The 25,113-nt window shown below is 53.4% G+C and carries 17 protein-coding genes; 4 read left to right on the top strand and 13 right to left on the bottom strand.

Features of this window, described 5'->3' with window-relative positions:
• Window positions 1–125: 125 nt before the first annotated feature.
• Window positions 126–539, top strand: a complete 414-nt coding sequence (locus Pla22_RS06180) for a hypothetical protein (protein ID WP_146513837.1) — start codon at window positions 126–128, stop codon at window positions 537–539.
• Between the two features lie 152 nt (window positions 540–691).
• Here the strand turns inward: Pla22_RS06180 and Pla22_RS06175 are convergent, their stop codons facing one another.
• On the bottom strand, window positions 692–2,320 hold the full coding sequence (locus tag Pla22_RS06175; RefSeq protein WP_146513836.1) for an AI-2E family transporter: 1,629 nt from the start codon (window positions 2,318–2,320) through the stop codon (window positions 692–694).
• Between the two features lie 286 nt (window positions 2,321–2,606).
• Between Pla22_RS06175 and Pla22_RS06170 the strand changes: the two genes are divergently transcribed.
• Window positions 2,607–3,725, top strand: a complete 1,119-nt coding sequence (locus Pla22_RS06170; RefSeq protein WP_146513835.1) for a lysylphosphatidylglycerol synthase transmembrane domain-containing protein — start codon at window positions 2,607–2,609, stop codon at window positions 3,723–3,725.
• An 11-nt stretch (window positions 3,726–3,736) separates the two neighbouring features.
• Window positions 3,737–5,323: a vWA domain-containing protein gene (locus tag Pla22_RS06165; RefSeq protein WP_146513834.1), complete on the top strand. Its 1,587-nt coding sequence runs from the start codon at window positions 3,737–3,739 to the stop codon at window positions 5,321–5,323.
• A 176-nt stretch (window positions 5,324–5,499) separates the two neighbouring features.
• On the opposite strand, the gene Pla22_RS06160 is transcribed toward Pla22_RS06165, so the two are convergent.
• The 10 genes from Pla22_RS06160 to Pla22_RS06115 all read right to left on the bottom strand — a co-directional run bounded on the left by Pla22_RS06160 (window position 5,500) and on the right by Pla22_RS06115 (window position 19,453).
• Window positions 5,500–7,752, bottom strand: coding sequence for an ABC transporter permease subunit/CPBP intramembrane protease (locus tag Pla22_RS06160; RefSeq protein WP_146513833.1), 2,253 nt, complete (start codon window positions 7,750–7,752; stop codon window positions 5,500–5,502).
• Window positions 7,749–8,540, bottom strand: a complete 792-nt coding sequence (locus Pla22_RS06155) for an ATP-binding cassette domain-containing protein (RefSeq protein WP_146513832.1) — start codon at window positions 8,538–8,540, stop codon at window positions 7,749–7,751. The genes Pla22_RS06160 and Pla22_RS06155 overlap by 4 nt, the downstream gene beginning before the upstream one ends.
• Window positions 8,541–8,991: 451 nt before the next feature.
• On the bottom strand, window positions 8,992–9,747 hold the full coding sequence (locus tag Pla22_RS06150; protein WP_146513831.1) for a cysteine hydrolase family protein: 756 nt from the start codon (window positions 9,745–9,747) through the stop codon (window positions 8,992–8,994).
• Window positions 9,748–9,750: 3 nt separating this feature from the next.
• The gene (locus Pla22_RS06145) at window positions 9,751–10,980 is read right to left on the bottom strand and encodes a Zn-dependent hydrolase (RefSeq protein WP_146515264.1); all 1,230 of its coding nucleotides are present in this window, start codon (window positions 10,978–10,980) and stop codon (window positions 9,751–9,753) included.
• An 11-nt stretch (window positions 10,981–10,991) separates the two neighbouring features.
• On the bottom strand, window positions 10,992–12,911 hold the full coding sequence (asnB, locus tag Pla22_RS06140; protein ID WP_146513830.1) for an asparagine synthase (glutamine-hydrolyzing): 1,920 nt from the start codon (window positions 12,909–12,911) through the stop codon (window positions 10,992–10,994).
• Window positions 12,912–12,989: 78 nt separating this feature from the next.
• Window positions 12,990–14,075: an aspartate/ornithine carbamoyltransferase family protein gene (locus Pla22_RS06135; RefSeq protein ID WP_146513829.1), complete on the bottom strand. Its 1,086-nt coding sequence runs from the start codon at window positions 14,073–14,075 to the stop codon at window positions 12,990–12,992.
• A gap of 137 nt (window positions 14,076–14,212) precedes the next feature.
• On the bottom strand, window positions 14,213–15,673 hold the full coding sequence (locus Pla22_RS06130; RefSeq protein ID WP_146513828.1) for a sodium:solute symporter family transporter: 1,461 nt from the start codon (window positions 15,671–15,673) through the stop codon (window positions 14,213–14,215).
• Between the two features lie 11 nt (window positions 15,674–15,684).
• Complete coding sequence (locus tag Pla22_RS06125) at window positions 15,685–16,272, bottom strand: hypothetical protein (protein ID WP_146513827.1); 588 nt, start codon at window positions 16,270–16,272, stop codon at window positions 15,685–15,687.
• 311 nt (window positions 16,273–16,583) lie between these two features.
• Window positions 16,584–17,906: a homoserine dehydrogenase gene (locus tag Pla22_RS06120; RefSeq protein ID WP_146513826.1), complete on the bottom strand. Its 1,323-nt coding sequence runs from the start codon at window positions 17,904–17,906 to the stop codon at window positions 16,584–16,586.
• A 518-nt stretch (window positions 17,907–18,424) separates the two neighbouring features.
• Complete coding sequence (locus Pla22_RS06115) at window positions 18,425–19,453, bottom strand: AAA family ATPase (protein WP_146513825.1); 1,029 nt, start codon at window positions 19,451–19,453, stop codon at window positions 18,425–18,427.
• A 197-nt stretch (window positions 19,454–19,650) separates the two neighbouring features.
• Between Pla22_RS06115 and Pla22_RS06110 the strand changes: the two genes are divergently transcribed.
• Window positions 19,651–21,423: an FHA domain-containing protein gene (locus tag Pla22_RS06110; protein WP_146513824.1), complete on the top strand. Its 1,773-nt coding sequence runs from the start codon at window positions 19,651–19,653 to the stop codon at window positions 21,421–21,423.
• Between the two features lie 165 nt (window positions 21,424–21,588).
• Here Pla22_RS06110 and Pla22_RS06105 read toward each other — a convergent pair whose 3' ends face one another.
• Both Pla22_RS06105 and Pla22_RS06100 read right to left on the bottom strand, forming a co-directional pair.
• A complete protein-coding gene (locus Pla22_RS06105; protein WP_146513823.1) occupies window positions 21,589–23,841 on the bottom strand; it encodes a transglutaminase-like domain-containing protein in 2,253 nt (750 codons plus the stop codon).
• Window positions 23,838–25,100, bottom strand: a complete 1,263-nt coding sequence (locus Pla22_RS06100; protein WP_165440539.1) for a DUF58 domain-containing protein — start codon at window positions 25,098–25,100, stop codon at window positions 23,838–23,840. Before Pla22_RS06100 ends, Pla22_RS06105 begins: the two co-directional genes overlap by 4 nt.
• Window positions 25,101–25,113: the final 13 nt, after the last annotated feature.

Here is a 25,113-nt window from a genome sequence, read left to right as displayed (position 1 = left end):
CTTTCGACACGGTACAGAGTCATCCGCTGACATATTCCTATAAGATAGTCAGGGCATGGCAAATGTGGCAACGAAGTTTCGCCTCAACTCAGCCATCAGACCTCAAATTGCCGACAAAAAGGCTTATGAAAGAATCTGAACCCACCGATCCGACCCACTCGCTCGAAGACTCGTCGCCGCGGATCGAAGTTGAAAACGAGCGAGAGGCCGCCGGCGAAACCGTTCGCGTTGGTTCGCCGTTCGCCGAGGGTACTGCCAAAGCGCCACCACCGCTGGCTGCAGCACCGTCCGGCGAGACGTTTTATGACGTCGGTCCGATGCGATATACGGCGATGGGTGCGGTCTCGGCAGCGATCATGGTGGTCTTTTTCGCTGCGATGGCCGCTTGGTGGTTCCCATCGGGTGGAACCCTGATCGCAGGCCTGGGATGCGTGCTCGCGATCATGGGAATGTTCTCGCACTTCCGCAATCTTTCAGTCGGTCTGCTCGTGGTCCATGTGGTCTTCTTTTTGACTTGCTACTCACGAGCATTAGAGTAGCCACGAGCATCAGAGTAGCCACGGGCTTATCGGGAGTGGTCACGTCGCAGTACGATAGCGATCAGACTGCAGCCGCGTACACGCTCTCGCTGCTACGTAACATCACGCCGCTACTTAACATCTACTCAACGCACCGCTACTTCCGCGGGCTACTAAGTCGCTGCTTTCTCATCCAGGATGCCTTGCTCCACTGCATCGCGTTCAGCCAGTTCGTGACTGAGAATCTCCAATAGCGTCTGCAGGAACACGACCACCATTGGACCGACAACAATTCCGATTGGGCCAAACACGCTCAACCCACCGATCACACTGAGCAATGCAAAAAGCGGATGAAGCGTCGTTCGTCCCTGAAGTACAAAAGGCTTGATCAAGTTGTCGACCGTCGATATCACCGCGACGCCGAAGACAGCCAATCCAATGGCAGCGATGTATCGTTGATCGACCGCAGCCATATAAACCGCGCACGGAACCCAAACCGAAGCAGCGCCTAAAAACGGTACCAACGCCATCATGCTGGTCACCAAGAACAGCAAAATCAGGGAATCGAATCCGCAAACCCAAAATGCGATGGTTGCCAATACACCTTGAGCCATAGCACTGACAACACTGGCCAGCACCACGGCTCGACTCGTGCGATCAAATTCCAACAACAACCGTGCCTCGTAGGCGTCGTCCATCGGACTGAGACGCATCAAAGTATGCACCATCGAGGGTCCGTCGATCAGGAAAAAGTACACCGCCACGACCAAGACGATCAACCCAACGATCAGCTTACCCAGGTAACTTCCCGTTGCACTGGTCACACTCACAAACCTTGGTTGCAACACATCCTTGCCGCTGCGAAGCAAATCACGAAAATCTTCCGCTCGTGGGTTCGCCAACAAACGCACTTGCGATCGGAAAGTGCCGCCCAGTTTGGTTCGCATCCAAGTTCGAATCGCAGCCGAAGCACTCACCGACATCCGATCAAACTGTTCTTTGGTGTTCACGCGAGTCACCAAATCGGCATCTTCATCCTTCACGTGATCACGAACCGCCTGCTCGAAATCCCGAAGCTGAGTGATCGCGATTTCTGCGTCCGTGTCGGCTGAAGGCGGTCCCTCGACTTCGCGATGCAAGTATTCGACCAGTGTACGAGCTTCGCTAATCTTCGCGATCATGGTTTGATCACCGTCCGACGTTGCCACACCCGTGGTGGGGTCTTCACTTTCATCGAGTGAATCAGCTAGCTCATCGAGACGACGAAATTGCTCGGGGTGCTCTAGTGAGATACCTAACTGAGTTCTCGCTCTTTCCATCGTTCCGGCAAGATCGTCAAACCGCACGTGAGTCAGAATCGAAGTGAACTGTGTCGTCGCAACCGAAATCAACGCAATCACGGGCAGCAAGACCATCATCAATATCAACGAAGTCGTGGCCAGAGCCGACAACCTCGGACGCTTACCCGTCTTGGCATACAGCCATTGATGAACCGGCCGGAAGATCACGACCAGCAAAGCCGCTAAAAATAATGGCACAAAGAAGCCGGCCATGACCTTCAAAAACAAACCACCAACAACCAAGATGCCCAGGATTAGCATCACCACGGAAAGGATCCGAGAAAGCGGTGGCAAAATTCCAACCGTAGGCGACAAGGCACTAGCAGATGTCGAATCAACAGCGGGTGCTGAATCGACAGCGGGTGCTGGCGTCGTTTCACGCGTCTTATCTGAATCCATTTCCGATGTTGGACGCGAAGATTCAGGATCGTTGTGCTGTTTTTTTCTTTTTCGGTTCGTCATGGTCGCTATTGTGGCTCATGCAGTTGTCAGTGAATAGTCTTGCTCGAGCTCGCCGCTCGCCCTCGACTGCGTTCGCTAGAGTGCCGCGTCGCATGCCTCCACGCATCAAAGTGTCCGCGGTAATTGAGAACGTAACCCAGCGATTTAATGTCGTGACTCAGCCCAGCGACACACTACGGCGACTCAGCCCCGTGAAACAACTCAACGAAACGAAACAGCGAAGCAACTCAGTACGGCCCACAATGCCGCCCAATGAGGCGCGACCGACCGTCAAGCAAGAAAGTTTATGAACGCTCGCGAAACTGCACCATCGGCGAAGACGCGACGTCGTGCGTTACTGATGCAACTCACCAAAGTTGTGATCGCTATCGTTGTCGCTATCGGGCTAGTGCTTGCGGCTCGATCGGCTGCTGAAAACTGGTCACAGCAGCATCAACGAATCGAAACTGAGATCGGAACACTTGACCGACAAATTTCGCTCGAGTCCGATCCTGATGCTCAACACAACCTTCGACAACAAAGGTCCGTGCTCGAATCGCAGTTACCCGAATGGAAGAACATCCGCATCGACCTGCTGTTGATGGCGGCTTTGATATACGCGATTGGCTTGCTTCCTCCGGCGGCAGTGCTGCGAACGAATTGCGGTCTATTTGGACCTCGACCGAGATGGAGCACCTCGATCGCGTCTCAATTGCTTGGCCACGTTGGGAAGTACGTTCCTGGAAAGGCGATGGTCGTCGTTTTGCGTGTTGGTGCACTGCGACGCGACAAAATCAAACCGCTAGCTGGCACCGTTAGTGTCTTCGCGGAGACCTTCATGATGATGGCCGTGGGTGCAGCGATCGCGGGAATCGTCACGCTGAAAATTCCTGTCCCCTCTTGGATCAACATGACTGCGCTTGCGATGGCGATTGCCGCAACCGCGCCCACGTTGCCACCGATCATGAAGATCGTGATCGCTCGGGTCGGATCCCCCCCGCCATCGAGCGATCGATCACCCGATCAACTTGATACGGCAAAAGGACAAATGGGTTGGTCTTGGTTCGCATCTGTATGGACCTTTTCAATCGCGTCTTGGTTGCTCATTGGTGCTTCTTTCGCGATTACCGTTGCAGCGATGCCCGGTTCGCAACCATTACCGAATGATTCGACACTCTATCCACTTGCGCTTTCCGCAATTGGCTTGGCCATGGCTTTGGGCTTTGCATCACTACTACCTGGTGGAGCGGGCGTACGAGAACTGGTGCTGATCACGATCTTGGGAATCTCAATCGATCCGACGAGAGCCTTGCTTGCTGCGATCGCCGCGCGAATGATCTTTATCATCGTCGAAGGACTTCTAGCGATTGTCAGTTGGATATGGTTACGCAAAGACGCCCATAACAGTTACGATGGGAAGCATTGAAGGGCAAATTCATGAGCGATTCAGCCACTCCTGGCAACTCATCATCCGACAGCGCCAATAGCGAAGACTTGCGGCGGATGCTCGAATTGGAGCTACAGAAAACTCGCAACGAAGCCTCCGCTGCTCGTTTGGAAGCCAGAGCAGCCGAGATCGAAATCTTGATGCGCAACCTGCGCCACCAGAGTCCAGATGCAACAGTGCAGCGAGCCGACCCTTCGGAACCTGCATCACCAGTGCGTCATCTTCGAAAGTCTACGCAGTCGTTCGCAAGTTGGGATGATGTGCGATCGGCACAATCCGGTAGCGTTTCTCGCGACGTTCCGACCAATGGTGTGCAACACCACTCGCCAACTACATCGTCGACTGACTTTCATTCGTCACCCACCAAACATTCGTTGCCCGGACAAGATTCGCTGACGTTCCGAGTCGATGATCAACATCCATCGGTGCCAGCGCCTCGGTCGTCTCGATCGCCGACGGACACAAAGTCGCCAGGTAGCCAATCAAGCGTCGCGGATCCGGATCGAGACGATACGGTTGAACCCAGCGTTGCCCCCGCGGTCGCAGCAGCGGGCTTACTTGATCTTGGCGAGGCAACCAAGCCGACCTTTGACGTCAGCGATGCTGAATTAGCGGACCAGATTTCGCCGGATTGGGTCGATGATGAACAGGAACCATCATCAAAAAAGCGCCGACCGATTGCATTGCTCGTCAGTGCTGCGACCCACGTACTGGTGTTGTTGCTGCTGGCCGCGATTGGACTTCAAAACCATCGCCCCAAAGATCAAGTTTCGTTGTCGGCATCGACATCTGAGACCAGCGAAGTGGCGATGGAATCGTTTTCAATCGAAACCACAGAATTGGAAACTGAACCGGAAGAAGTCGTCGAGCCGACGATCAGCGAAACTGAATACGAACTCAGTCCGGTCGGCACGATGAAGGTCGCCCAAATCTCGCCCGATTCCATAGCGGCACCGGCGGCTTCGATCGCATCTTCGATGGCAAGTGGTGCATCGTCGTCTTCGTCGTCAATGTCGCTGAAATCGAATTCCAACTCGAAGATGGAATTCTGCGGAGTCGAAGGCGGTGGCAACCACTTTGTCTACTTGGTTGATAGTTCGGGAAGCATGGGCGATGGATTTGAATCAGCTCGCCAAGCTCTGCTTTCCTCAATCGACGTGCTCACTCCGACGCAACGGTTCTACGTTGTGTTCTTCGATGCGGAATCTGACTTCATGCGGATCAGCAATCCCGGTGTGGACGAACCTAATAGCGTTTATGCAACGCCGGAAAACAAAGCGGCTTTGCGGCGATGGGCAATGCGTATCAAGATGGATCGCGGTAAGGCTCCGTACGACCCGCTTAAGTTTGCGTTGGGCCTAAAACCGGATGTGATTTTCCTGCTTTCCGACGGCGAATTTCCGGAAGGAATTTTGAATCTGCTAAAGGAAGAAAACCAAGTCGAAAACTTGTTTGGTGAAAGCAAGCCGGTCAGCATCGTGCACACGATTGGCTACTTTAGCAAAGAAGGCGCTAGCATCATGAGTCGCATTGCCAAACAAAACAGCGGTCAGTACCGGCACATTCCCAAACCGTAGCACGAGAGCTATTCGCACTACGATTGCCACGCTTCACTGGGTTCTCACGCTTCAAGGTTTTCAAACTTCAGTAGGCGTCCAAACTTCGCTGGGCGTCCAAACTTCACTGGCCCCCCAAGCTTCAATGGGCAGCCACGTTTTTTGGGCTACGCGTTTTATTGAGCTGCCACGTTTGATCACGCTGGCGACAACGATGCGGTGGGATCCAAGATCAACTCTTCACTGTCGATTTGATCGGCCTCTGCGTCTTCGTCACCGCTTGGTAACGCTGCATAGTACAGCAGGCACGTAGTCGCCACTGCGATGCTCGCGACAATCCAAATCGGTTGATACGTTGGACCGGTTTCTGTCGACGTTACGATAAACTGCGTGACCGGATGAGTACTCTCGGCGATTCGTTCCATCGAGATTGACAACGCATTGTTGGTCACGTGAATCAAGATGCCTGGCAGAACACTACCAGTCCGAAGCGCCACGTACCCGAGCAACACTCCCATAACGCTGGCTGCAATTGATTGCTGAAGAACGCCGTGTGAAATCCCAAACATGATCGCGGATACAATCACGGCACGCAAACGACCTCGATCGCGGACGAGGCCTCCGAAGATAAATCCACGGAAAGCCAGTTCTTCGCAAATCGCCGGAACGACCGCCATCAATAGAATCACGGTGCCAAGAGGTGCAGCACTAATCTGGTCGGTGAACGGTTTCATGGCCGCCATCGCCTGCTCACTGATCGGGTACGCATAGCTGATGCACCCCGCCAACATCACGTAGCTTGGATGCAGTGAAATTCCCAATAGCACCGCGATCGGCAATGTTGCAGGATGCGTCAAACGAATTCGAAGCGAAGTCTTCAGCGAGGTAGTGAGCACGGTCGCCATCATCAATGTGGGCGCTAGGATCAATCCAAACTGCGGCAACAGTATCAGCTTGGCAATTCCCGCTAGAGAGTCTGGCATTTCCGTTACTACGAGCTTGCCGAAGAACAGACCGACCAAAATAATCGCGCCACAAGCAAACGCCTGAGCCGGAGTGGCGGCTTTTTGACGATCACGCCAAAGATGCTTCACCCACTGGCTTAATTCCCATTGGTCTCCACCACCAAACAAAACCGACTCATCTTCGAACTGTCGTCGAGCCCAAGTTACTGCCATCCACAAACATCCTGCAGTAACTCCCGCAACCATCGGCAAATGCCAAATCGCGTGCATGTACTGGCCTTCCACTAATGACCGTACCATCAAGAACATTCCCGTTACCGGAATCAAGCTGGTACCGCCGGTCAATGTGGTTCCTGGAAGCATCGGCAATAGCACCAACGGCAACGTCACCATCATCAACGGCATCAAATAATATTGCCCTTCTTTGCTGCTTCGGGCCATCGCGGCCACTGCCAGCGCCAATGCACTGAACAAAGACGAAAGAGGTACCAATGCCACTAACAACCAAAGCATCGGCACGATCGGCGGCGATCCAATCGTTCCGCCACCAACTCCCATCTGTTTAAAGACGAACGAACTAGTCACCAGCATGCTGCCCGCGTTTAGGATCGCCGTCATCATGCTAAAGGTGGTCACGGCACCTAGCTTGCCCCAAACAATTTCGCCACGCAGGGCTGGGCTGCACAAAAGAGTCTCGAGCGTTCCTCGTTCCTTTTCACCAGCCACAAGATCAATCGCGGGATAGAACGCGCCGGTCATCGCCCACACTAGCATGATGAAGGGCAACAACTTGCTCCAGAACGCGGCCTCACGAGTGCTCTCGGGCGCGATGTCGATATCAGAAAGCTTGAAGGGCGAAAGCAATGCAACATCCACCCCATTTTGATCAAGGCGTTCGCGGACCCAACCGGCTTGCCAGTTCGTCAGGATCGAGTTGATCCGATCACGTGCGACCATCGATTGGTCCGAAGCAACATTATAAAGCAATTGCATCGAAGCTTCCGAATCGGAATTTCGGTATCCCGGATCCGCAAACTTCGGTGGCACGACCAACACCACGTCGAAGACACCCGTCCGCACCCAATTGGTCGTCGTCTTTTGCACGTCCTCGAGCGAGTTGCCGTGATTGTGAATACGCCCGATATCATCCCAGCGATAACAAAGTACCTCTAAGCGTTCGTGGTTCTCAACCAATTCATCGGCAAAGGCTTCCGAGCCCACCAACGGCGGAACTCCTTCGGTCAAGTGATTTGTTCCCACCACGCAAACAGACGTTGGGTGCTGCTGAGTGAACTGCGCAATCTGCAACAGCAACATACCAACCAGCGGATAAAGCAAGATCGGAAGGACGGCAATCGTGAACAAAGTTCGTCGATCGCGAAGCTGGTCTCGCATTTCGCGAGCGTATATCATCCAAATCACTGACAATCGGGATTGGTTGGCTTGCTTAGCCTCACGGCGTAATCTTTGTGACCTTTCGCTCATCGAACTCCTCCCGCTGCTAGTGACGAAGCCGGGATGGCATCCGTCTCATTTTGTTCATGATGGCTTAGCAATCCGAAGAACAGTTCTTCGAAGTCATGTTGATCGTGACGAGCACGCAACTCGGACAAAGTTCCCGTGTCCAAAATTTTTCCTCGATGCATGATCGCGATTCGATCGCACAAGCGTTCCACTTCGCTCATGATGTGTGTTGAAAAGATCAAACATTTTCCGGATTCACGCAGAGCGCGGATCACACCAAGAAGGTTACGTGCAACCAACACATCCAATCCCAGTGTTGCTTCATCAAAGATTAGCACCGGAGGGTCGTGAACCATTGCACGGGCGATCGATACCTTTTGTTTCATGCCAGTCGACATTTTGGCACCGGGAGTATCACGGAACTCGTTCATCCGAAGTTGTTCAAATAGCGTTTCCAGACGACCGTTGACGTGTTCCTTTGTCATCCCGTGCAGACGCCCGAAATACTCAACCATTTCCCAAGCCGTCATCCGGTCGTAGATCGCCGTGTTGTTGCTGACAAAACCAATGTGGCGACGGACTTCCGCGGGATCAGCGACAACGTCGTAGCCAGAGACCGAAGCGATGCCCGAAGTTGGTGCCAATACGGTGCTTAGAATGCGAAGCACGGTTGTCTTGCCAGCACCATTGGGGCCAAGCAATCCAAAAATTTCGCCGGGTCGAACGGTGAACGAAACCCGATCGACGGCAACGAATTTCCCTCGACTCAAATCATCGTACGTCTTGGTGAGGTGTTGAACGTGGATCATTGGCTTCTGCTAATGCGTGAACCGGATGCAACGACACACGACCGGTCGCACCTGATGGTGACAGCCGCCCGTGGATCGGAACAATCCGAAAATAACGATATTGAGGGCGCAGTTTCCTTGTGAGAGACCTTGCGCCAATAACAGAAGTTAGCTTGCGGGCCGGGTAAGGAGTCCACTCAACGCTACGAACCACACTGCAAAGCCAAGCCCCCCCCGTCGTAACCGTTATCTCCCGAACGGGTAGAGCATCGGCGAGGCATCGGTTTGCTTCAAACGATTCTAAACCCGCGAAGTTCGCTGCCCCGCCCGCCTGTCCATTTCCTGCAACGGCCCATAGAGCCACGACCTCAAAAGCGCTGAAGCTTAGCGGCGTCAAGTCGGATGAGCGGCTTCGTACTGGGGACCGTGACGCCGTTTATCGCGGCGATGTGAGGCCGATCGTTTGCCCGATTTACTTCCCCGAAGTCTCATCCACCAATGACACGATCCGTTCGACGTTGCCCAGCGTTTGCTTCAGGGTCAATACTCGAGCGTAACGATCTCGCAAAGTTGCCAACGACGCTTCGTGCAGTTCAGGCGTCACAGTGGCGCAGCAGTCCTCCACAACGGTGACGAGGTAGCCCAAGTCACAAGCGTCGCGAATCGTAGTTTCGACGCACTCGTTGGTATACACACCGACCACGAACAATGACTCAATGCCAAGGTTCTTCAGAACGTAATGAATGTTGGTGGATGAAAAAACACCGCTGGCCGTCTTGTTGATAACGATCTCGTCATGCTTCTGGCTAGGTGCGACCTGGTCCAAAAAGTCGGCCTCGCGAGATCCTGGCGATGCGAGTAACTGCAGTCGTTTATGTCCCTTGCCGCGATCGCGACCATTCTGGGTCAATGATTGAATTCGAGTATGAATCACTTCCAAGCCATGCTGACGAAACGCATCCTGCAATTGACGAACTCCGGGCAAAACGAGTTTTTCGAGTCGATCGAAGTAATACGCTTGCGCCTCTGGCGCCACGCCGCTTGCCTCGGCATCAGCAAAAACACCGCAACCGGGTGCCGCATCGAGGTATTGAAGATCAATGCACAACAACGCGGTATTACGTTCGGCTAAGAACTCGATGTGCTTCGGGTTGTCGATGAAAGATTCGTGATAGGCGTTCCACAACGGATCAAGTTGAGGGTTGGGTTGCTCGTCGCTGAATGTCATCGTTTAACTTGCCAGTTGGATAAGAGTGTTAAGCATCAGGTTCGCGCCCGCTTCGATATCAGTCCAAGCGGTCCACTCTGACGGCGAATGACTTTGCCCACCTTTGCTGGGCACAAATATCATTCCTACCGGAACCATTCTGCCCATGATTTGTGCATCGTGCGCTGCACCGCTGGGCATCAAATTGGATTCTAAGCCAAGAACGTCACTTTGTCTCTGCAGCGATTCGATCATTGTTTTGCTGCAGTGAACCGGTGCGATGAAACTCTTTTGTTGGAATTCAAAGATCAGGCTGCGTCGACGGGCGATCGCTGACAATGCTTTTCGAAACGCGGTCGCGAGTTCTTCGAGAACTTGATCGGACGTATCCCGAACATCCAACGAGAATTCCACTAAACCAGGAACTGTGTTGGTGGCACCCGGAAGGATTTGCGCTTTCCCAATCGTCGCTCGACTGCGATCACTGCCGTTTTCGTCCAGAATCCGAGGAATCTCGTGTGCAAAGTCGGCTAATCCCATGAACGCATCGTTACGCATCTCCATCGGCGTTGTTCCGGCATGGTTCGCTTCGCCCTTAAAACGCACTGACCAAGTGAATAGACCGGTAATTTCGTCGACGATACCGACCGACTTTCCCATCCGATCGAGCACTGGTCCCTGCTCGATGTGCAGTTCTAAGTATTCCCCAATCGAATGAGGATCACGTGCCGCGTCGAGAGCATCAAGCGGATCAAGCCCATGTCGTCGGAGCTCATCTTCCAGCTTAACGCCATTCATGTCAGTCATCGTGGCTAACATCTCGGGATTGATTTCGCCGCAGATCGACTGAGAACCAAACATTCCGCCGAATCGCCCTTCCTCGTCGCTAAAGGCGACCAGTTCGATCGTGCGTTTGAGCGAGATCTTAGCGTCGCTGATGCAACGCAAGCACTCTAGACCAACGATCACACCCAACGTTCCATCGAGCGCGCCAGCACATGGCACGGTATCGATGTGGGATCCGACCATGATCTCAGGTCCGTCCTCAGTGCCCTGGATCTTGGTGGAGACATTGGCAGCACCGTCGATCCGATACGGAAGCCCTGCATCCTCTATCTGACTTTTTAACCAACGTTTGCCTTCCATATCGGCATCGGTAAACGCCATTCGGTAAATGCCATGATCCGTCTGGTTTCGTCCAATCTCAGCAAGCGCAAGGATGTCTGACTTGATGCGTTGTAGGTTGACTTGCAGCGGTTCCATTCTCAATCCACCGCGGGAAGCGGCAGTCCTTCCACGTACTGGCCGTGCAACATGTGAATTTGCAAAGTGTGATTGATCAAAATGTCATTTCGTCGCGCGATCGTGTTGTCCGTCTCGTTCCAAGCATCCGCTACGAAAGTCTGAAGTTTCTCGTAGTTAAACAGCCCGACGGCAGCAACACGATCCTTCGTCAGCCAGTGATCGATCATCTCTTGAACCGCCGCCCGCTTGACCGGATCAGTGTGTGCCGGCGGAGCCATGAATGCGAACTTCTTGCGTTCGTACAATTCGCGTGGCAGAACATTCACCATTGCTTCTCGCAACACCCACTTTTCCACCCCGTTGCGAATGCGAACATCCGGCGGAATGGTTGTGGCGTACTCGGCAACGTGGTGATCCAAGAACGCAGGTCGCGCTTCCATTGAATTGGCCATGTCCATGCGGTCTCCACCCCACGTCAAAATCTGGCCCTCCAACATCGTCTTGCTCCACGTGTACTGCGAAATGTCAAGACGATTGCGTCCTCGCACCATGCTCGGGTCAATCGCTGCAGCCACTTCTGCGACGGGATCATAGGTGTTGAGCATGTCTTGCATGGCCGAAGTCAGCAAAGGTTTAAGCCGGTCAAGAACCATCATCCAAGGCTGGATCCACGAGGGAGTAAAACCGCAGAGGTCCTCCCAGGCACTATGGACTTGATCTTCTTCGGCCAAAATCGCACCGGCCAAGATGGCATCGCCCTTGTCGCGACCAAGCCAATCTCGTTTAAAAAACGCGTAGCCCCCGAACAACTCGTCCGATCCTTCGCCCGTGATCACTGCTTTGTAATTGCAGGCACGCACTCGGCGACTCATATGCCACTTAGCGACTGCCAGTGTGTTGTAGAAAGTACGTTCAGCATGCCATGTTGCCCGCTCAAATGCAGGTCCGTAGAGTTCCTTTTCAGTTAATCGCAAGAGCTCTTGTTCGGCACCCGTTCTTTCAGCCATCCGACGAGCGATATTGGATTCGTCGTATTCATCGCTATCGAACGCAATCGTGAATGCTTTGATCGGAGATTGCTGCAACTGAGTAGCAAGGCCGAGAATTGAACAACTATCAATTCCGCCAGACAGATAACAACCGACGGGTACGTCTGCTTCTAATCGCGTGGCTACCGCATCTATCAAACGATCCTGAACACCCTGCACGTACTCAGCAGGATCGACGCCTGTTTCATGTGACTGCGGAAAATCCATATCCCACCACCGGCGAGTTTGAATCTCTAAGCGATCGCCACGCAAAGTGGCAATCAACATATGACCTGGCTTGATGGCGTGAACGTTTTCGAAAGCTGTCGAACCGGGCACCATCACTTGCATCATCTGGTGCACCGTCGCTTTGGGACAAAGCCGTGGTGTTACATCGGGATGCTTAAGAATCGACTTCACCTCTGATCCCCAGACCAAGCCGGAATCGCTAGCGTGATAGTAAAGCGGCTTAATTCCGAAGCGATCACGGACCAAGATCAAACGTTTTTCGCGTCGATCGTAGAGAACGATCGCGAACTCACCACGCAGTTTTTCAACGAAACCTAATCCGTCCTTCAGGTACATCGGCAATGTGATCGCGCTGTCACTCTTGCCATCGCAAACGTACTGCTCGCACGCCAGTTGTGTGCGAACCTTCTTGTAGCCGTAAAGTTCGCCGTTGACGGTCACCGCGTAGTCACCGTCTTTTGTCTCGATTGGTTGGTGTCCGCAATCCAATCCGATGATCGACAAACGCGTATGCCCCAGCGCAACGCCTTCTTCGCGATAGAAACGACTGCCCCGCTCGTCAGGTCCACGATGGTCTAGAACGTCGAGCATAGGATCGAGAGCAAACCGAAGATCTCGTTCGTTAGTTCGCGAAGGATTCCAAAAGCCGGTGATGCCGCACATGAATGAAGGGAAGGGTGAGAGAATCGGATTGGGAAAGAACGTTTCAGTTGCAAATTTTTGCAGAGGACCAACGGCCGGTTACGGTGTACTGATGCCGGAAATTTGGTCCAGTCGATCGAGCACGGATACCAGCAAAGCCTGGCGAACAAAGACGGCACCGGCAGCCTGAGCGAAGTAAAGGTTGTGATCGGTGCAATCCAATGACTCGCTCAGTTCTTCATTGCGTGCCAGAGGGTGCAAGATAACCGCATCGGACTTCAACTCGCTGTCTTGGTCCAACTTGTATCGCGTATCCAAGTTGCGATAGCTGTCACCCAAGAACGCAATTGAGTTCACGTAGATCACATCCAGATGCGGCAAGACCTCACGCACATCATTAACGATTTCCGTCGGGATGGGAGACTCTTCCAATGGTTCATTCAGATCCAATCCAACCGGATCGGCAAGCTCCGATATCACCGTGATCTTTTTCACCGCGCCGGTAAATAGAAGCGCCAGTCGGACGAAACTTTTCACCGCTCGCATTGATCCCGGTGTGCCGATGATTCCCAGGTGTACTCGTTTTTCCTCGGGGCAATTCGGACTGCACAATTCCGGCCGCCACTTCAATAATGCGTACCAGTCGATCAAGGCTTGCGTAGGATGATGCCCGGATCCATTTCCAGCGTTGATCAATGGTCGCTGCAGATTCTTTCGAATCTCATCAATGCAATTCGTGTCCGGATGCCGCATGATCACGACGTCACCGTACGTGTTAAACATCTCGCCGATGTCGGCAAGCGATTCTCCTTTCGCGATACCCGTTACCTGGCCGTCGGGCACCGATAGAACCTTTCCGTCGAGTCGCAAGACAGCACTTTCGAAGGACAATCGTGTTCTTGTGCTGGCTTCGAAAAATGCCGTGATGGCAATCTTGCCATCCAACGGTTTGTCCATCTCGACATTGCGGGATTCCAACAGAGCCGAGAGTTGTGCGATCGCGACGACCGTTCGACGGTCGAATTGCCGAGGCTCAAGAATTGACTGTCCAGCCAGTTCCTTCAACGCGTCTCGGTCAATCTTTCCATCAAAACTGTTCAGCAACTCAGTCGGACTGAGATGCTGGCCTTTGGAATTTGTTGCGGCGGCCGACAACGCGATCGCTCTTGCTACTTGATCTGACATTTTGCTCGACGCTTTCACCAGATTTGCTGATCACGGGAATCAATAAAGAGGAACACGATTAGAGCGACTACGCCGACACACATCAGCACCATCGCACCAATCACCAATACTTGAAGAAACCACAGGGAAAACACCGCTCACGTTGCCTCATTTGCGAGGTTCTCAAACTCGAAATTGTTCGGCGACAACCAAGTGATCACGCCGAACACTAGGCCCGAAACACTTGCCCCCACCAGCGAGGCGACGAACCATCCAATCGCAAAGTAGGCCCAAAGGCCACTCGCAGTACCGAACACCATCGCCGCCCCCGCCGCCAACGGTCCTGGACTGCGAAAATATAAACCGCCCACAATCGGCCACACGCAACTACCAACCATTGGACCAGCAAAAAACAAAACTGTCGCCAGCGTTCCCACGTTGGGAAAAGCGAACGCCCACGCGAACACGCCAAGGGCAATGATGGCAATGGTCGATGCTTGGCGTTTTGCTGAATCCGACAGCTGCGTCGGAGGTTCGGTCACCGTCACTTTGCGAGAAATCGGCTCGACAATGTCATTGACGATCAAATCCGCTGTCGCGGCTAGCAAACTGTCGATGCTGGACGCCAGCGAGCAAAATACGACAACAAAGACTAGAAAGGCGCCACCGGTCCCCAACAATGTCGCTGCTACGAACGGCCCGACCGTATCGGGTTGACTAATGCCGATCCCTAGTGCCGGTGCAGCCAAACCTAGAAACCCGGCCACGATTGGAACTGGCAACCATAGCACGCCCCCGAGTGCATACGCCTTTGGTCCGACACCTTCTCGCATCGCAAACGCGCGACTCCACCAAACATTGCTATGAAAGATTTCACCGAACCCAAACAACATGTTGTTGAACAATGCCATCAATGCCGCAGGGAACAAATAAGACAGCAGCATCGGTCGGTTCGTTTCTAGTTTGGAATGCACATCAGCAATATCGATTCGCATTAAGACCGCGACTGCGACAACCACCAAACCAACCAAGATGATCAAACTTTGGATGAAGTCCGTCCCGATCACGGCATACATCCCGCCAAAGAGCGTGTAGATAACACAAACCGAAACCACGACCGACATGCCCACGGGATAGGGAATGCCTGACAGAACCTCTAAGAGTTTTCCGCCAGCCATCGACATTGAAATCAACCAAGTCAACGCATAGAAAATCGAAATCAGCAGGAACGGGACTGAACCGAGCGATCCATAGCGGCGGCGAACAAACTCAACAGCAGTGTACCCCTTAGGCATCAATTGACGGATCCGACCACTCATCGGCGCAAACGCGAACAACCCAAAGCTTGCCGTTGAATAAGCAAGCGCTCCCCAAACACCAAGTTGCAGCGCAAACTGGGGGGCTAACATGGTCGTGTTCGAGGTAATCCATGTAGCCACGGCCGTTGCCGTCCCCAACGCCATTCCGACGTTGCGATCTGCCACTGCAAAACTATCGTAAGAGCTCGCTCGTCTTCCCCACCAAATGCCCAGACCAATCCAAAGCACGCTAAAGCAGGCTAGCATCACATAGCCGGCGGTGGGTGACAAAATAGCGGTCGAAGCAAAACATAAAGTCATGCAATTGAAAATCATGAGTTAGGCTCCGACTGCGAAACGGATCTCGGTTCTCCAACGCGTAAACTTCTGAGCGAACCCCATGCGATCGTGCCAATCAGCGAGATGAACACGGCTAGCCCTACGCCAAAGGAAACCCACGCCTGAGTCATCGACCAATGTTCAACGTCGATTACTGCTGGGCTTTGGCTGGCACCCATTAAAACATCGTCATCTGAAAACGCTTGAACGTCAAAGACGTGGCGACCGTCCGGCAGACCCGAGATGAACGCCTCTGCCTGAGCTCCGTCGTAGTACGACACACCTTCCGCATTGATAACCTCATATCGGGCCGCTCCATCAATCTCGTTCCACTGAAGTGCTTGATAGCCTTCTCGAACGTTCTCGAATTTCGATTGCACAAAAGAAATGCTTGCAACCGGAGGTGGGGATTCCGATGAAGGATCCGCTACACCTTGAGCTCCGATACCTTGGTCCCCGACATCTTGAGCCCAAACGCTTGGCATCGAGACACCTGGCACCGAGACAAGTGTGAAGTGGCCAAGAAACGCCACCACCTGACACAAAAACAAAGTCGACTGGCGAGAGTAAGAACAATGCATGCGATCATTGTCAAGAATTGCCCGTCATGGCTAGTTCGCCTATACGGCCGACGGGAAAAACTACAGTCTCCAATACGTGTGTTCGGATTTGCGAAATTCGCCCAGCGAATAATCGCCATTTTAGCGGGGAATAAAACAACACCCCAATTGCCAAGAAAGCTACCGATTGCGATCACATTTGAGCTGTCCCTAGAAATTAACATGTTACCGGCTCTGTCGAAACCAGACGGGCTCGCGTCGCCGGTAATCAAGCCAGTACGCCCGGTAAATCCGGCGATTTCTGTCCGATAGGGTCCCTGTCCATACCCCGGCTATTGCTTCACTCGCAATCGCACGACGGGTCCGGTGACACAGGGAAGCGATTCGATTTTCTCGGTGGCTGATCGAGCAGCCCCTTCGCTGGCGGCATGAGTCATCACGACCAACGGAACCGTCTCATCGGCCGCGTCCTGGCCTTCGACATCCGCGTTCTCCGGTTCATGCTGGATTACCGAAGCAATCGAAATGCTGTCCTCGGCCAGTGCTTTCGTGATCGCCGCGAGGGTGCCGGGATGATTGGCGACGGTCAGCCGGAAATAGTAGCGACCTTGCAATGTGTCAACATCGCGAAGTTTGACGCGAGGCGGTTGATCAACCGAAAAGTACTCGAGCGTTTCAAAGGTCAACCGTGTTCGTCCCACGGCTGTGTCAATGATGTCGGCAGTGACAGCCGATGCGGTAGGCATCTGACCGGCGCCTAAGCCGTGATAGAACACCGGACCAACGGCATCGCCAATCACACGAATCGCGTTGAACGCATCACGCACTTCGGCCAACGGGGTGCCGCACTTCACGAGCGTCGGGCCAACGGACAGTTCCAAACCGTCTTCAGCCAAGTTTGCGACGGCAAGCAGCTTGATGCGATAACCAAGCTTGCGGGAATAAGCTAAGTCGAGCGAACTGAGTCCATCGATACCTTCACGCGGGATGTCCGACCAATCCACCGTGGCACCAAACGCAAGGTGCGCTAAGATCGCTAACTTTTGAGCCGCATCCGTACCGTCGACGTCCATTGTCGGGTCGGCTTCAGCATAGCCGAGGTCTTGCGCCTTCTTGAGCACGTCGTCATAGGACGCACCTTTCTCGTCCATTTGGCTGACGATAAAATTGCTGGTGCCGTTGAGAATTCCTTCAAGCGAAAGAATTTGATTCGCCGAAAGGCATTGGCTGATATTAGCAATGATCGGAATCCCGCCAGCCACCGAGGCTTCAAATGCGATCGTGCGACCGAGTTCTCGAGCCCGCGTGAACAACTCTGGACCGTGCTGAGCCAACAGAGCCTTGTTGGCAGTGACGATGTCTTTGCCGGCTTCCATCAAGTCCAGCATGATCGTGCGGGCGGGTTCGAGGCCGCCGATCAACTGTGCCACGACAGCGATCTCGGGATCATTGATCACATCGGCGATCGAATCGGTCACCACGCCGTCGGGCAATTCGACGTCGCGGGGCTTGGCAAGATCGCGAACCACCGCTTTCTTGAGCCACAACGTTCGCCCGGCATGACGAGACGTTCGGTCACCATGATCGAGAAGTAGACGGGCGACGCCGGAACCCACGGTTCCCATGCCCACGATTGCAACGTTTGTTTTTTCCATGCCAGGATGTTAATTCAGTGAGGCAAACTCTACTAGACGAAGAAACGTGTCATTCAACAAGGCTTTGCAAAACTAGCGTAGACAGCAGCATGGACAGCGGAGTGCTGCTGCAAAACACGGGACTCTCGGCCTACGGGAAAGCGACCTTGCTGTTGCTGGAAGATAGACAGAAGCTGTGTCCTGCATCGCCTCGCAGAAACAAAGTGACGCTTAAGCGAGCCTGGAAAAATGTTGCGATTCCATCAGAATAGTTGAAGCAATCACTTCAATAATTGAGAGTCCGTCATAACAAACGCATCAGCGGTTCAGAGTTCTGATGGAGCACCGTAAGGTACGCGTGTTACAAAGGTACGCGTGTTACACATCGCTCTGACTCTAGCATCATGCGTCAAATCGTGTCCAAGCCAAATCTTTGGATGACCTTTGCCACTCATCGTTTCACGAAGAACGAGTCAACGGGGAACGACATTGCGAAGAACACTGAGCACTTGATCCATTGAGATCACAATCCATTGAGATCACAGCACCTTAGCCGGTGCGCCGGCATGATCGCGGATCATTCGCGTGATCAGATCATCGACGGTAATGCCGTCGGCTTCGGCGGCGAAGGTCGGAACGATCCGGTGACGCAAAACGGGATGGGCAAGCGCCTGAACATCGTCAAGCGTGACGTGAGTTCGCCCCTTTAGCAGAGCTCGCGACTTGGCTGCCAAAACGAGTTGCTGACTCGCTCGTGGACCAGGTCCCCATTCCACCAACTCGCGCACCCACGGTCGGCAATCAGCCTCCTTCGGACGAACCGAACGAACCGCATCAAGCACCCAGTCTTTGACGTGCGGTGGCAAAGGAACGCGACGAACGGTTCGTTGGAAGCGAATGATTTCTTCACCCGTGACCACTGGCTCAATCGCCGAGTTAAACGTGGAAGTGGTCCGGTCGACGATTTCCGCTTCCTGATCCCGACTAGGGTACTCAACGACCACGTGGAACAAGAACCTGTCGCGCTGAGCTTCGGGCAAAGGGTACGTCCCTTCTTGCTCAATCGGGTTCTGAGTCGCCAAGACAAAGAATGGCTCATCGAGTCGGTAAGTCTTGCCCGCCGCAGTGACTTCGTGTTCCTGCATCGCTTCAAGCAAGGCGGCCTGTGTCTTTGGCGGCGTACGGTTGATCTCATCCGCCAACAACATCTGGGTGAAGACGGGCCCCTTTTCGAAGATGAATTGCCGATGCCCCGTTTGAGGATCTTCTTGGATAATGTCCGTTCCGGTGATGTCGCCGGGCATCAAGTCAGGCGTGAACTGAATTCGTTTGAATGTCAAATCCATCGACTCGGCAAGCGAACGCACCATCAACGTCTTGGCTAACCCGGGAACACCTTCAAGCAAACAGTGTCCGCGTGAAAGAATCGCAATCAAAAGTTGTTCGATGACTTCGTCTTGGCCGACGACCACACGAGACACCTGTTGGCGAATTCGTTCGCAGGCATCGACGAGTTCTTTAGCGGCTTGCAGGTCGTCTTGGGATTCGATGGGGGGTGGTTGAACCAAGGTAATTCTCGTGAAAGTACTCGTGAAGCGGCCGGTCAGGGACCGTGCTATTATGGTCACTTAGTCTCGCGACGTCATCTATGTTAGCCTCCAATCTGCATTCTGCGTTGAGTACAAATGCAGAATCAGGATGTTAACCAAGCATGCGTTTTCGGGAATCCATCCATTTATTTCTTCCATGAACGACTGAACATTCGATGGCTTCACTGTTTGTGGTCCGCGGGCGAGATCAAGGAAAACACTTCCATCTGCAAAAAAGTACTCTGCTCATTGGCCGCGAATCCACTTGCGACATTCAGTTGCTCGATTCGGAATCATCTCGCAACCACGCCGAACTCCACCGTGGCAACAACGGTCAGATCGAAATCGTTGACCTCGACAGCAGCAACGGCACTCGGGTCAACGGCAACCGTATCAGCAGAGAAGTTTTAAGCAGCGGTGACCGAATCGAGATCGGTTCAACACTGCTAATCTTCACCGGTACCAATCAACCCAAGGCGATCGAAGCCGCGCATGGCGTCGACATCGTTGAAAAGAGTCTCGACGATGGCAGTCGTATCGTTTCTTCGCTATCCCAATCCGCCAGCGAATCGTCGCCCGCGGTCGTGGTTTCTAATTCTTCCGAGGCGCGGATTTCAGAAGCGGACCGATCGCTTGAAGTGATGTATTTGACTGCCATCGCGGTAGGTCGCACCGATGATCTTGGTGAAGTGCTTCAACGTGTGCTGCGTTTGGTGTTTGACTGGGTCGAAGCCGATCGAGGATGCGTGATGCTGCAGGACCAACAATCGGGGCGATTGCGACCAGCGGCTCGATGTGATTCTACTCAGGCGGGCGACAAAACATCCGACGATCGTCATGAAACGCGACCAATCTCCATCAGCCAAACCATTTTGCAATATGTGATGGAACATAAAGAAGGAGTGCGAACGAGCAATGCTCGTAGTGACACTCGATTCGACGCCGCCGTTTCGATCGTGACCGCCGGTGTACGCGAAGCGTTGTGCGTGCCTTTGCAAGGCCGCTATGGAATTGTGGGGGCCATGTACATCGATACGTACACACCGCCGGGCGAATTAATAGCTAGCGGCCACAAACAAAGATTTACCGATGACCATTTACGATTGATCACTGCGATTGGACATCAAGCAGCGTTAGCGATCGAAGACACGACGTACTACTCGGCGCTGGTGCAAAGCGAACGTCTTGCAGCGATGGGACAGACGATTGCGACGCTGTCTCATCACATCAAAAACATTTTGCAAGGAATTAGCGGCGGAAGTTATTTGATCGAGGCTGGGCTTAAACGTGACGACACCGACGCCGTTCGCAAAGGTTGGGGTATTGTTGATCGCAACCAGGAACGAATTTCGAATCTGGTGATGGACATGCTCACGTTCAGTAAGGAGCGCGAACCCGAGAAGGTGGAAGCCGATCTGAACGAGACAGTACAAGATGCCGTGGACTTGATGCAAACGCGAGCATCACAGTGCGACGTCCGCCTTGTTGCTGAATTGGCTGAATCTATGCCAATGGCATGGTTCGACCCAGACGCCATGCACCGTGCGGTGCTGAATTTGATCACGAATGCGATCGACGCCGCTTCGGGTCAACTGACTCGCGAAGAAGATTTTGACGTCGACGACGCCGATAGCGCAACGTCCGTGGAACCGCATGTTCGTGTCCGGACTCAGTTTGATTCCGAATATGGATGGCGAGTCGATGTGATGGACAATGGGCTGGGCGTGCTACCCGAAGATCGCGAAAAAATCTTCTCGCTGTTTGAGTCTCGTAAGGGCATGCGAGGCACCGGGCTAGGACTGCCCGTGAGCGCAAAGATCATGCGAGAGCACGGTGGCGATATTTCGATCGTTGACATTGCGGATGAATCAGGCACCTGCTTCCGCCTGCAATTGCCTCCAAGAGGCACCCAAGCATCCGACTTGGCACTCCGCGAAACACTGGGTTGAGAACGTCGAAAGAAAGACGTTGGCCATTCCTATGTCGCTGATCAACAAGTGATCGCTCACAACCAGTACTGTCCAGTGAATGGCACGCCCGTCACCTGTTGATACCCTGCTGATCATGCGCCGACCAAGAATCAAGCACGCGATAGCTAAGCGCCGACCAAAGCCTCATTGAGCTTTGTTACTTTCCCAGCCAGGTGGCACGAGCCCTTGATAGCGGGCATCGGCGAACGCCCGCATCCACACCGCAGCCTGTTCAAGGTAGTTGCGTTCGTGCGCTTTTAACTTTTCTGAGACCTCTACTTCACCCGCCAATCGATCCGCAAACTGGTAAAGAGATTCATCGGTGGCTCGAATGAATCCGCGACGTCGTAGAACGCGATCCACCTTTGCCAGCATACGTCGACTTTGGCGGTCAACCAAACTAATCTCCGAATCGGCTCGACTTCGATAACGACGAATCAACCACACTACCAGTCCGACCAACACCACGATCTGCAAGTAGCGAAACGTGGTGAAGAAGACGTCTGTGGTCCGCGAAGACAAGACCCAACCAATCGCTCGACTCAACCAACTTTCGGACTCTTCGACTTCTGATCGGTTGCTCTTGCCGCCATTGGTTACCACTTGGGAATTCAGTGAGCCTGGGTCCACGGTGTGATAACTTCGTCCAGGAGTCGACTCGACGGCGAACCAAGTTTGCGAGACTTCATCGTAGGCTTCCGTCCAAGCGTGAGCATCGCGGTTTCGAGCAACCCAGCACGGATCCTCAATATCTGACACATCCGCGAACTCGTCGGACACGTAACCCGTGACGTAGCGAGTGGGAACGCCTACACATCGAAGCAGCAACACGGTAGATGTCGCAAAGTATTCGCAGTGAGCTGGATGCCTTGTGTCGAGAAAGAACGTTAGCGGATCTTCTTCCTCGGCCCGCTCGGGAAGATCCGTGCCGTAGGTAAACTCGCGTTGAAAGTAGTTGCTGATCGCGGAAGCTTTGTCACGAGTCGTCGTGGCATTTCGGCAAAGTTCTTCCGCCAAAGGAGTCAGTTGCTCGCGCTGTTTTCTTCGCACAAATAGCATGCGTTGCTTTTGCGCTTCAGAGAGTTGTTCACGTGGCGGCAGCACCGTTGCGCCTGCAACATACGGTGCGTTTCCATTGACACCCATTTTGACCTGACCATGGTGGTTCAACGTCAATTCACGACCACTTGCTTCAAGCCAGCGCGTCGCCAGTGGCAAGAAAACAATAGTGCCCCGCATTGGATCACCGCGAATTTCCAGGGGAGTCACACGTTCCGAAGTGGGTTGGCGAAGATTGAAACGGCGCAGATTTGTCCCTGATGCCGACTGAAGTTCTGTCGTTCCAAATCCGACATCTTCGATTCGATGATCGTGCAACGATGAATCTACGTCATCACCTTCCGGCCCCAACCGAACGCTTTCCGATGACCATTTTCGATTCGAATAGCGATCAAAGATGGTGCCTCGCAAGTAGCCGGGTTTCTGTTCCGCGTAAATTCGCAACGCGATCCCACGAGGATTGTCGACCAAGTGCGAGCGAATTGCACCAAGCTCGCTGCCACGAACATATCCCATTCCACCGACAAACGATTGTCGGGTAGCAGCCTCAATGGACGACTGTAAACGCGTCTGTAATTGCTCTTGGATATTTGGCAGCATCTTCTCGGTCACGCTAGCCACCGCTCCGGTCGTCATCGCCAGCAACACGACCGCAGCGATACCAGCGCGAGTTCGCTTCTCTGAGGCGGCTTTACGACGAGCCAAGATGTCTGCGCTGGTTCCCCACTGCGACGTCGTGCTTGAATCAAGAGTTCGCAAGTAGTCCGCTGAAACAATGATTCGCGATCCGATGATGAACCCTAAACACGACACCACACCAACCGTCGTCTGAGCCGCCAACGATCGACTGACACCCCCAGCAGCAACACACAAAAGGACTTGGAACATTCCGAGAAACAGTATCGAAACGTGCCCACGGCGAGGATACATCGCCCAGATCAACAGGGACGAAAACAAAGACGCATGCGATAGCAGGTCAACACCGATTTGAATGTAGTTTGGATTCTCGCTTAACGTTTTTGGGAAACGCCAAAGAGTGACCAAAACTAAAACCACCAAAATCCCCACGGTGATATTGAAGTTCGATGGCAAACGACGGTCAAAAGGAGTAGCAACTTCCTCGCTCGAAAACTCTCTCGCGACGACGGCAATGATGATCACCAACGACATCAGTCCAACCGAATGCCATTCCCGAAAGGTGTTGGATACGAAAGCGACCTGGGCAATCAACAACCCTGCCAATGTCAAAACACCATGATGTGCTGTCTCGCCCGAATTAAGCACAGTGCTGACTCGGCTGAATGACGAAAGCTTGAATCGTGAATCAAGCGACTTCATGCCGACACCTCCGTCGACAATGCTTCTTGCAGACGATCTGAATCATCCGATTCACCTTCGGTTTCAGAGTCCGCCAGTTCATGATCCTTAAGATCAATACGCATTACGTGGATGTCACCGGTTTGCTGGATCGCGACGGAATCTAGTTGGCGTGTGGTAAATACGAGCGTTCGACTTCCTCGGATCGCTTCAACCGCCTCAACGATACGACCATCACTCACTTTGCCGCCAACGTTTGTGGCCCCAGCCAATTGAACGAACGACAACGATGGATCGCACTTTCCCGTATCATTGTTGGCTAAGAATGAATCAATGGACTCGCTGGTCACATAGATGCGTGAGTTGATCGATTGCTTCTGCCAGTTCTCAATGGCGGTTGCCACGGACCTTAGCATCAGCTCGAACGAAGCGTCCGCATCGCTGCGTGACACCGATGGGTCGAGCGCCGCGTCGACAATGATGTTTGCGACGTGCAACGTGGGTGTTTGAAATTCACGCACGATAGGTCGTCCCAGCCTAGCCCAAGACCGATAGTCCCAGCGTCTTACGGCCATGCCCATCACGTAGTCGCGATTGCCTGCGTACTCAAAACTTTCGCCCGCCAACCAGCGGTTGGTCCAACGATCAAGCTGATCGGTCGTCAACCGGCTTCCGTTGCGATCGTCTTCGGAAATCGGACGAGGCGCAACCGCAATCTTCACTTTCGGGTGAATGCGTGAGATCCACCGGAACAAATTGAAGGGAAACGAAGATACGACCTGGAACTTAGGCAGCCTGTGGATTCCACGGACATGTGACTTCATCGTCATTGACGTGTCCGCTCGTTCGCCGCCACTGATCATCGCAATCGGAGGCCCCGAGCATTCGATCGTGATGGGGCTGTTCGTCGCAACTACCTTTCTAAATCGCCGACGCTTTTGTTCCGCCGCAACGTGAAGATCAAACGTTGCCAAACTACCGCGGTGGGTCAAATGGATGGTCGGCGTGAACTCATTTCCCACATGCACATAAAGCGGCAATACGTAGTCCACATCCACCTGGGGACGAAACAGGCGGTTGAGCAAAAAGCCGACGACAAACATCGTCACGCACGCCGAGAACATGCCCAGCCATGGGTACCCCCAAACAATGTTCAAAGAGATGATGGCGATAAGCAACAATGTTGCTGAAGCACCGGTCATTGACCCCCGAATCGTGTAGATCAACCAGAACGGTGACCACAAGATTCGTCCGACCATCTTCGCGAATCGTCGAAACATCGAAACACTCCGA

Source organism: Rubripirellula amarantea, from assembly GCF_007859865.1.
Taxonomy (GTDB): domain Bacteria; phylum Planctomycetota; class Planctomycetia; order Pirellulales; family Pirellulaceae; genus Rubripirellula; species Rubripirellula amarantea.
Note: the sequence above shows the minus strand (reverse complement) of the source record. Positions and strands in the feature narration are given on the sequence as shown.

Coding starts and splice junctions, on each gene's coding strand:
- Pla22_RS06180 (WP_146513837.1), top strand. CDS start 126: ATGAAAGAATCTGAACCCACCGATCCGACCCACTCGCTCGAAGACTCG.
- Pla22_RS06175 (WP_146513836.1), bottom strand. CDS start 2,320: ATGACGAACCGAAAAAGAAAAAAACAGCACAACGATCCTGAATCTTCG.
- Pla22_RS06170 (WP_146513835.1), top strand. CDS start 2,607: ATGAACGCTCGCGAAACTGCACCATCGGCGAAGACGCGACGTCGTGCG.
- Pla22_RS06165 (WP_146513834.1), top strand. CDS start 3,737: ATGAGCGATTCAGCCACTCCTGGCAACTCATCATCCGACAGCGCCAAT.
- Pla22_RS06160 (WP_146513833.1), bottom strand. CDS start 7,752: ATGAGCGAAAGGTCACAAAGATTACGCCGTGAGGCTAAGCAAGCCAAC.
- Pla22_RS06155 (WP_146513832.1), bottom strand. CDS start 8,540: ATGATCCACGTTCAACACCTCACCAAGACGTACGATGATTTGAGTCGA.
- Pla22_RS06150 (WP_146513831.1), bottom strand. CDS start 9,747: ATGACATTCAGCGACGAGCAACCCAACCCTCAACTTGATCCGTTGTGG.
- asnB (WP_146513830.1), bottom strand. CDS start 12,911: ATGTGCGGCATCACCGGCTTTTGGAATCCTTCGCGAACTAACGAACGA.
- Pla22_RS06135 (WP_146513829.1), bottom strand. CDS start 14,075: ATGTCAGATCAAGTAGCAAGAGCGATCGCGTTGTCGGCCGCCGCAACA.
- Pla22_RS06130 (WP_146513828.1), bottom strand. CDS start 15,673: ATGACTTTATGTTTTGCTTCGACCGCTATTTTGTCACCCACCGCCGGC.
- Pla22_RS06125 (WP_146513827.1), bottom strand. CDS start 16,272: ATGCATTGTTCTTACTCTCGCCAGTCGACTTTGTTTTTGTGTCAGGTG.
- Pla22_RS06120 (WP_146513826.1), bottom strand. CDS start 17,906: ATGGAAAAAACAAACGTTGCAATCGTGGGCATGGGAACCGTGGGTTCC.
- Pla22_RS06110 (WP_146513824.1), top strand. CDS start 19,651: ATGGCTTCACTGTTTGTGGTCCGCGGGCGAGATCAAGGAAAACACTTC.
- Pla22_RS06105 (WP_146513823.1), bottom strand. CDS start 23,841: ATGAAGTCGCTTGATTCACGATTCAAGCTTTCGTCATTCAGCCGAGTC.
- Pla22_RS06100 (WP_165440539.1), bottom strand. CDS start 25,100: ATGTTTCGACGATTCGCGAAGATGGTCGGACGAATCTTGTGGTCACCG.